Genomic DNA, 8,340 nt, shown 5'->3' with positions numbered 1-8,340 from the left:
GCCGGAGCCCATCGGAGGTCCGTGCTGCTGCGTGTAGTAAACGGAACCGGAAGCCGATGCGCGCTCCGGCAGTGAACCGTCAGCAGACCCGGGCTCGCCGTTCCCCGAGCCCCTGGTTTCGCTCCCCGCCGTTCTTACCCTCCTCTGCCGAAGGGCTGAGCTCGCGCAGCAGGTTGTCGCCCCTGCTCAAGTGTGCGGGCGGGAGTCGGTAGGCTGGCCCCGTCCCCGCCGCCCGTGGGTCGTCGAACGGCCCGGGCGGTGCCGCAGCAAGGAGGAACCCCTGAGCATGCCAGGCACCGATTCGGAAGCCCCGCGCGACGCCTCGCTGCCCGCCCGCGCGAAGATCGCCGTGACGGCGGGCAAGATGGCCGCCGCGCTGTCCCAGAAGGCGGGTCGAGGCAGCGGCTCGGTGATCGGCGGCAAGGTCGCGCTCAAGCTCGACCCGGACCTGCTGGCGACCCTCACCGAGCACCTGGACGTGGTCCTGGTCAGCGCCACCAACGGCAAGACCACCACCACCCGGCTGATCGCCGAGGCGCTGCGGGCGGCGGGCCCGGTGGTCTCCAACGCGCTGGGCGCGAACATGCCGGCCGGCATCACGGGTGCGCTGGCCAACAGCACCAGCGCCCGCTTCGGCGTGATCGAGGTGGACGAGAAGTACCTGCCGATGGTCGCCCGGGACACCCGGCCGAAGGCCATAGCGCTGCTGAACCTCTCCCGCGACCAGCTCGACCGCGCGGCGGAGACCCGGATGATGGCCGAGAAGTGGCGCGAGGGCCTCAAGGACACCGACGCGGTGATCATCGCCAACGCGGACGACCCGCTGGTGACCTGGGCCGCCTCGTCCTGCAAGAAGGTGGTCTGGGTGGCCGCCGGGCAGGCGTGGAAGGAGGACGCCTGGTCGTGCCCGTCCTGCGGCGGCGTGATGCAGCGTCCGGGCGACGACTGGTTCTGCGGCGACTGCGGTTTCCGCCGCCCGAACCCGCACTGGGCGCTCCAGGGCACGCACGTGATCGACCCGCACCGCGGTGCCTGGCCGATCCAGCTGCAGCTGCCGGGCCGCGCCAACCTGGCGAACGCCACCAGCTCGGCCGCCGTCGCGGCGGTCTTCGGGGTGGCCCCGCAGGTCGCGCTGCAGCGGATGCAGTCGGTGGCCGCGGTGGCGGGCCGCTACGACGTGGTGCAGTACCGGGGCCGGGACATCCGGCTGCTGCTGGCGAAGAACCCGGCCGGCTGGCTGGAGACCTTCTCGCTGATCGACGGCCCGCCCGCGCCGGTGGTCCTGTCGGTGAACGCGATGGACGCCGACGGCACCGACACCTCCTGGCTGTGGGACGTCGACTACGAGCGCCTGGCCGGGCACCCGATCTTCGTGATGGGCCAGCGCAAGCTCGACCTCGCCGTCCGCCTGGAGGTCGCCAACCTGCAGTTCCAGGTGGTCGACTCGCTCGCCCAGGCGGTGGACGCCGCCCCCGCGGGCCGGATCGAGGCCATCGCCAACTACACCGCCTTCCAGCAGCTGCGCAAGGCCGTGGTGGCCTGATGAGCGACCAGTACTACGGCCAGCAGCCGCAGTTCGGCGACCAGGGCGGCTACGGGCAGCAGCAGCCCTACCCCGGCCAGCAGTACGACCAGCAGCAGTACGGCGGCCCGCAGCAGCACCAGCAGCAGTACGGCCAGTACGAGCAGCAGCCGCAGCCGCAGCAGCCGCAGCAGCAGGCGTACGGCGGCCCGCAGCACCAGCAGCAGCAGTACGGCGGGGACGCTCCGCAGCAGCCCGCGCCCCAGCAGCAGTTCGGGAGGTCTTCGAGGATGAGCGAGAGCAGCCTGCGGGTGGTCTGGGTGTACCCGGACCTGCTGTCGACGTACGGCGACCGCGGCAACGCGCTGGTGGTGGAGCGGCGGGCGCGCCAGCGCGGCCTCGGGGTGCAGCGGATCGACGTGCGCTCGGACCAGTCGGTGCCGACCAGCGGCGACATCTACCTGATCGGCGGCGGCGAGGACCGTCCGCAGCGGCTGGCGGCGGAGCGGCTGCGCAACGACGGCGGGCTGGTCCGGGCGGCCGAGAACGGTGCGATCATCTTCTCGGTCTGCGCGGGCTTCCAGATCCTCGGCCACGAGTTCGTCAACGACCTGGGCGAGCGCGAGCCGGGCCTGGGCCTGCTGGACGTGTGGACCGTCCGCGGCGAGGGCGCGCGCTGCGTCGGCGACGTGCTGGCGGACGTGAACCCGCAGCTGAGCCTGCCGCAGCTGACCGGCTTCGAGAACCACCAGGGCGTGACCCACCTCGGCGAGGGCGTCAGCCCGTTCGCCACCGTGCAGGTCGGCCGGGGCAACGGCACCGGCGACGGCACCGAGGGCGCCTGGCGCGACACCGTGTTCGGCACCTACCTGCACGGCCCGGTGATGGCCCGCAACCCCGCCGTCGCCGACATGCTGATCAAGCTGGCACTGGACGTGAACGCGCTGCCGCCGGCCGACACCACCTGGTACGACGCGCTGCGCGCCGAGCGGATCGCCGCGGCCCGCCCCGCGTAGCGGCCCCGCCGGGCCGGCCCGGCCCGCGCGCGTTCACCCGCGCGTAAGCCGAGGTCACGGTGGTGGACGGCTGACCGCCATGTGGTCAGCCGTCCCACCGCGGGACAACTTCATAGGAGAATAGGAGAGCCCGGGCGCAACACCCTCCTCGGCGGTCGGGTCGCAGTTACGTGTGGTGCGTCGAGGAAGCCGCCCCCGCGTCGGTTTCGGCTCGGCCGGACGCAGGAACCGTATGCTGTGCAGCAGGTCAGTTTCGGGCGACTTGTCCGATTCCCACCCACCAGTCCGGCCGTCCGATCCTGCTCGGGAGTTGGCAAAGCAATGCGTATTGGTGTCCTGACCAGCGGCGGTGACTGCCCCGGCCTGAACGCCGTCATCCGTTCCGTGGTCCACCGGGGGGTGGTCGACCACGGCGACGAGATCATCGGCTTCGAGGACGGCTGGCGCGGTCTTCTGGAGGGCGTGCACCGTCCGCTGACGCTCGACTCGGTGGGCGGCATCCTCGCCCAGGGCGGCACGATCCTGGGCTCCTCCCGGGTGCAGCCCAGCCACCTGCGGGACGGCGTGGAGCGCGCCAAGCGGCACTGTGCGGACCTGGGCATCGACGCGGTGATCCCGATCGGCGGCGAGGGCACCCTGAAGGCCGCGAAGCTGATGAGCGACGCGGGCCTGCCGGTGGTCGGCGTGCCGAAGACCATCGACAACGACATCGCCTGCACCGACGTCACCTTCGGCTTCGACACCGCCGTCTCGGTGGCCACCGAGGCGCTGGACCGGCTGAAGACCACCGCCGAGTCGCACCAGCGGGTCATGGTCGTCGAGGTGATGGGCCGGCACACCGGCTGGATCGCGCTGAACGCGGGCATGGCGGCCGGTGCGCACGCCATCGTCGTGCCGGAGCGCCCGTTCCACATCGACAAGCTGACCGAGGTCGTGCGCGAGCGCTTCGACCGGCAGAAGAAGTTCGCGATCGTGGTCTGCGCCGAGGGCGCGAAGCCCGAGCCCGGCACCATGCCGTGGGAGGAGGGCACCAAGGACATGTACGGCCACGAGCGGTTCACCGGCATCGCCACCCAGCTCTCCCGCGAGCTGGAGCACCGCCTCGGCAAGGAGGCCCGCCCGGTCATCCTCGGCCACACCCAGCGCGGCGGCACCCCGACCGCGTACGACCGCGTCCTGGCCACCCGCTTCGGCTGGCACGCGGTGGAGGCCGCCCACAAGGGCGCGTTCGGCCACATCACGGCGCTGCAGGGCACCGAGATCAAGCTGGTGCCGCTGGGCGAGGCCGTGGCCGAGCTGAAGACCGTTCCGGCGGAGCGCTACAAGGAGGCCGAGACCGTCATCTGACGGCCGTCCGCCCCGCCCACGCCCACGCCCCCCGAGGCGCGGACCGTCCGCCCGTCGCCCCGTGACGGCCGGATCCCGCCCGGGGGGCGCGTCACGCCCCCCGCCGCCCGCCCCCGGCGCTAGCCTCACCGCATGGAGATCCTCGCCTACGGCGTCCAGTCCGACGAGCGCCCGCTGCTCGACGCCGCCATGGAGCGGCACCAGCTGCGCATGCTGGACGTCTTCCTCACCGCCGACACCGCCCCGCTCGCCGCCGGCTTCCCGGTCGTCTCCAGCAGCGTCAACGACGCCCTGGACGCGGAAGTCCTCTCCCTGCTCGCCGCCGGCGGCACCCGGATGATCGCCCAGCGCTCCACCGGCTTCAACAACATCGACCTGAACGCCGCCGCGAAGCTCGGCCTGACCGTGGCCCGGGTCTCCTACTACTCCCCCTACTCCGTCGCCGAGCACGCCTGGACGCTGGCCCTCGCCGTCAACCGCCGGCTGATCCGGTCGGTCAACCGCTCCCGCGAGTTCGACTTCCGCCTCGACGGCCTGATGGGCCGCGACATCCACGGCCTGACCGTCGGCGTGCTGGGCACCGGCAAGATCGGTGAGTGCTTCGCCCGGATCGCCGCCGGCTTCGGCACCAGCCTGCTCGGCTGGGACGTCGCCCCCAATCCCCAGTGCGAGGCGCTCGGCATGCGCTACGTCGGCAAGGACGAGCTGCTCGCCGACAGCGACCTGATCTCGCTGCACGTCCCCCTGCTGGACTCCACCCACCACGTCATCGACCGCGCCGCGCTCGCCCTGATGAAGGACGACGCGATCCTGGTCAACTCCTCCCGCGGCGGCCTGGTCGACGCCACCGCCCTGGTCGAGACCCTGCGCGCCGGGCGGCTGGCCGGCGTCGGCCTGGACGTCTACGAGGAGGAGGCGGACGTCTTCTTCACCGACCGCTCCGTCCAGGGCATCACCGACGACACCCTGGCCCGCCTGATCAGCTTCCCCCAGGTCCTGGTCACCTCCCACCAGGCGTACTTCACCCGCACCGCGGTGGGCCAGATCATCGACGCCACCGCCCGCAACGTCGACGACTTCGCCCTCGGCCGCACCAACGAGAACACCCTCGTCCCGACGGACTGACCGCGGACTGACCGCGGACCGGCCGCGGACCGGCCGCGGGCCGGGCACGGGGCGGCCGCGGGGCAGCTCAGTGCGGGGCGGCTCAGTGCGGGGCGGCGGCCCGTGCGGCCTCGCGGTCGGCGGCCAGCACGATGGCGTCCAGCAGGCCCGGGAAGGCCAGGTCGAGTTCGTCCCGGCGCAGGGTGTTCATCTTCGAGGTGCCCGCGTAGTACTGGCGGATGACGCCGGACTGCCGCAGCACCCGGAAGTGGTGCGTACCGGTGGTGCGGGTCACCGCGATGTCGAAGGTGCCGCACGCCTTGTCGCCGCGGGCGCCCGCGATCTGGCGGACGATGCTGCGCCGCACCGGGTCGGCCAGGGCCTCCAGGACGCCCTGCAGGGTGATGTCCTGCGCCTCGGGGTGGTCGGTGATGCGTTCCCCGGTGGTCCGCGCGGTCACTTCGTGCCTCCCTGGTCGACTCGGTCCATCGTACGGCGCCCCTCCGGCCGCCCTTTATGACGATGACCATCAACGTTTGACAGTCATCGTCATATGGGCTTCAGTGGGGACGGGGGAACAGCCAACTCGCCTTCTCCGCAGCGGGGTGACGCACCGTCATCTCCGTGCGCCCGCGGCCGGTCCCCGTACCGACCCGCCCGTCCGGGGCCGCCACGAGGGGATCGATCAGCGATGACAACAGCCGAGACCAGCACGGCACCGGTCGGCGCCGCGGCGGGCCCGCCGAACGCGTCCAGCGGCCTGAAGATCGCCGCGCTGGCCACCGGTTTCGTGATGGCCACCCTGGACGTCACGATCGTCAACGTCGCGGGGGCGACGCTGCAGGAGCGGCTGCACGCCGGCCTCACCCAGCTGACCTGGATCGTGGACGGCTACATCCTGTCCTTCGCCTCGCTGCTGATGCTGGCCGGCAGCCTGGCCGACCGCCGGGGCGCCAAGACCGTCTACACGTGGGGCATGGGCCTGTTCGTCCTCGCCTCGCTGGCCTGCGCGCTGTCCCCCTCGGCGGGGTTCCTGATCGCGGCCCGGGTGCTCCAGGGCGCGGGCGCGGCGCTCTTCATGCCCAGCTCGCTGTCCCTGCTGGTGGCGGCCTTCCCGGAGAAGCGGCAGCGCACCCGGACGCTCGGCCTCTGGTCGGCCGTCGTGGCCACCTCCTCCGGCATCGGCCCGACCCTCGGCGGCCTGATGGTGAGCACGCTGGGCTGGCAGAGCGTCTTCCTGCTGAACCTGCCGATCGGCGTACTGGGCATGCTGATGACCCGCCGGTTCATCACGGCGACCGCGCCCCGGCCGGTGAAGGTGACCGTGCCCGGCCACCTGCTCTGGATCGCCGGCCTGGCCGCGCTGAGCTTCGCGCTGATCGAGGGCCCGCACCTCGGCTGGACGGCGGGCCCGGTCACCGCCGCCTACGCCGTCGCCGCGGCCGCCGGCACCGCGCTGGTCGTGCGGGAGCGGCGCGGCGGCAACCCGGTGATGCCGTGGGGCCTGTTCGCCTCCCGCGGCTTCTCCGGCGCCAACCTGGTGGGCTTCTGCTTCAACTTCTCGCTGTTCGGCAGCATCTTCATGCTGGGGCTGTTCTTCCAGCACGCCCAGGGCGCCGACCCGTTCGTCGCGGGCCTGGAACTCGTCCCGATCACCGTCCTGTCGCCGCTGGCGAACGTGGCGTACGCCCGGATCTCCGGCCGGTTCGCCAACGGTCCGCTGCTGACCGTGTTCCTGCTGCTCGCCGGCGTCGCCTCGCTGGCCATGACCGCGATCTCGCCCTCGACGCCCTACTGGCTGATCGCCGTCGGCATCGGCCTGGCCAACCTCGGCTCCGGGATCGTCTCGCCCGGCATGACCGCCGCCCTGGTGGACGCCGCGGGCCCGGCGCACGCCAACACCGCGGGCTCCGTGCTCAACGCCAACCGGCAGATCGGCTCGCTGGTCGGCATCGCCGCCGTCGGGGCGGTGCTGCAGGCCACCTCCGACTGGGGCACCGGGGTGGGCGCCGGCTTCCTGCTGATCGGCGCGGTGTACCTGCTCGGCTCCGCGTTCGCCTGGCTGCTGGTCGCCCGCTCCGAGCGCCGGACGACGGGAGCGGAGGCACCCGCCGCGGCCTGACCCGCCGGACGACGGGGGCGGGGGAAGCAGGGGTGCGCGCCGGGCCGCGGTAAGCGCCGCTTAGGCTGGGGCCCGAACGAAACCGGACCAAACCGGACCGGGCCACACCGGGCCGACCGGACCGCCGCTCGGGCGGCGCCGGTCGGCATGGACGAAAGCGGGGCCGCCCGATGGGCGACGGCATGACGGGGATGCACCACCACGGAGGCGGGCCGCTCCCGCCCTTCTCCCTCTCCCGCGCCCTGGAGTGGTCGCCGGACTGGCCCTACCTGGTGTTCTGCGCGCTCGCCCTCGGCCTGTACCTGGCGGGCGCCGTCCGGCTGTGGCGGCGCGGCGACAAGTGGCCGGTCGGCCGGGTGATCGCCTGGACGGCCGGCGTCGGCACCGTGCTGCTGGTCACCAACACCGGCCTGAACGACTACGGCATGGTGCTGTTCAGCGCGCACATGATGCAGCACATGGTGCTCTCCATGCTCTCCCCGATCCTGCTGCTGCTGGGCGCCCCGATCACCCTCGCGCTGCGCGCCCTGCGCCCGGCCCGCAAGGGCAGCGGCAAGGGTCCGCGCGAACTGCTGGTCGCCCTGCTGCACTCCACGTACGTGCGGGTGGTCTCGCACCCGGCGTTCACCATCCCGGCGTTCATCGCCAGCCTGTACGTGCTGTACTTCACGCCGCTGTTCGACTTCCTGATGCAGTACCGGCTCGGGCACCTGGCGATGATGCTGCACTTCCTCGCCGTCGGCATGCTGTTCTTCTGGCCGATCATGGGCGTCGACCCGGGCCCGCACCGCCCCGGCTTCGTGATGCGGATCATCGAGCTGTTCATGGGCATGCCGTTCCACGCCTTCTTCGGCGTCGCGGTGATGATGGCCTCCGGGCAGCTGGTGTCCACCTTCACCCCCGGGATGGCGCCGCTGGGCACGAACCTGCACGAGGACCAGCAGCTGGCCGGCGGCATCACCTGGGCGTTCGGCGAGATCCCCACCGCGATCGTGCTGATCGCGCTCACCCTGCAGTGGGCCAAGTCCGAGGAGCGGCAGGCCCGCCGCCGCGACCGGGCCGCCGACCGCGACGGCGACGCCGAGCTGGAGGCGTACAACCAGTACCTGGCCTCGCTGGACAGGACCGCGAACCGGGCCGCCGGGTAGTCCCGTACGGCACCGCGCAGCAGGGCACGGCACGGCACAGCACCGCGCAGCAGGGCACCGCGAAACCGCCCGGAACGGCTC

Annotated in this window: 7 protein-coding genes; 6 read left to right on the top strand and 1 reads right to left on the bottom strand. The window is 72.5% G+C overall.

The window, feature by feature from the left end:
• Positions 1 to 286: 286 nt before the first annotated feature.
• From ACFUEL_RS29785 to ACFUEL_RS29770, 4 genes are all read left to right on the top strand, one after another.
• Positions 287 to 1,543: a MurT ligase domain-containing protein gene (locus ACFUEL_RS29785; RefSeq protein ID WP_380239877.1), complete on the top strand. Its 1,257-nt coding sequence runs from the start codon at positions 287 to 289 to the stop codon at positions 1,541 to 1,543.
• A gap of 269 nt (positions 1,544 to 1,812) precedes the next feature.
• A complete protein-coding gene (locus ACFUEL_RS29780) occupies positions 1,813 to 2,538 on the top strand; it encodes a type 1 glutamine amidotransferase (RefSeq protein ID WP_380239878.1) in 726 nt (241 codons plus the stop codon).
• A gap of 321 nt (positions 2,539 to 2,859) precedes the next feature.
• Positions 2,860 to 3,885, top strand: a complete 1,026-nt coding sequence (locus ACFUEL_RS29775) for a 6-phosphofructokinase (protein ID WP_380239876.1) — start codon at positions 2,860 to 2,862, stop codon at positions 3,883 to 3,885.
• A 132-nt stretch (positions 3,886 to 4,017) separates the two neighbouring features.
• Positions 4,018 to 5,010 (top strand): 2-hydroxyacid dehydrogenase, encoded by a 993-nt coding sequence (locus ACFUEL_RS29770; protein ID WP_380239875.1) that lies wholly within the window; start codon positions 4,018 to 4,020, stop codon positions 5,008 to 5,010.
• An 82-nt stretch (positions 5,011 to 5,092) separates the two neighbouring features.
• On the opposite strand, the gene ACFUEL_RS29765 is transcribed toward ACFUEL_RS29770, so the two are convergent.
• Positions 5,093 to 5,449 (bottom strand): ArsR/SmtB family transcription factor, encoded by a 357-nt coding sequence (locus ACFUEL_RS29765; RefSeq protein ID WP_380239874.1) that lies wholly within the window; start codon positions 5,447 to 5,449, stop codon positions 5,093 to 5,095.
• Between the two features lie 231 nt (positions 5,450 to 5,680).
• Here ACFUEL_RS29765 and ACFUEL_RS29760 point away from each other — a divergent pair, with 231 nt between their 5' ends.
• Positions 5,681 to 7,111, top strand: a complete 1,431-nt coding sequence (locus tag ACFUEL_RS29760; RefSeq protein WP_380239873.1) for an MFS transporter — start codon at positions 5,681 to 5,683, stop codon at positions 7,109 to 7,111.
• Between the two features lie 191 nt (positions 7,112 to 7,302).
• Complete coding sequence (locus ACFUEL_RS29755; protein WP_380239872.1) at positions 7,303 to 8,259, top strand: cytochrome c oxidase assembly protein; 957 nt, start codon at positions 7,303 to 7,305, stop codon at positions 8,257 to 8,259.
• The last annotated feature ends 81 nt before the right edge of the window (positions 8,260 to 8,340 follow it).

The organism is Kitasatospora sp. NPDC057198, from assembly GCF_042670125.1.
Lineage (GTDB): Bacteria > Actinomycetota > Actinomycetes > Streptomycetales > Streptomycetaceae > Kitasatospora.
Note: the sequence above shows the minus strand (reverse complement) of the source record. Positions and strands in the feature narration are given on the sequence as shown.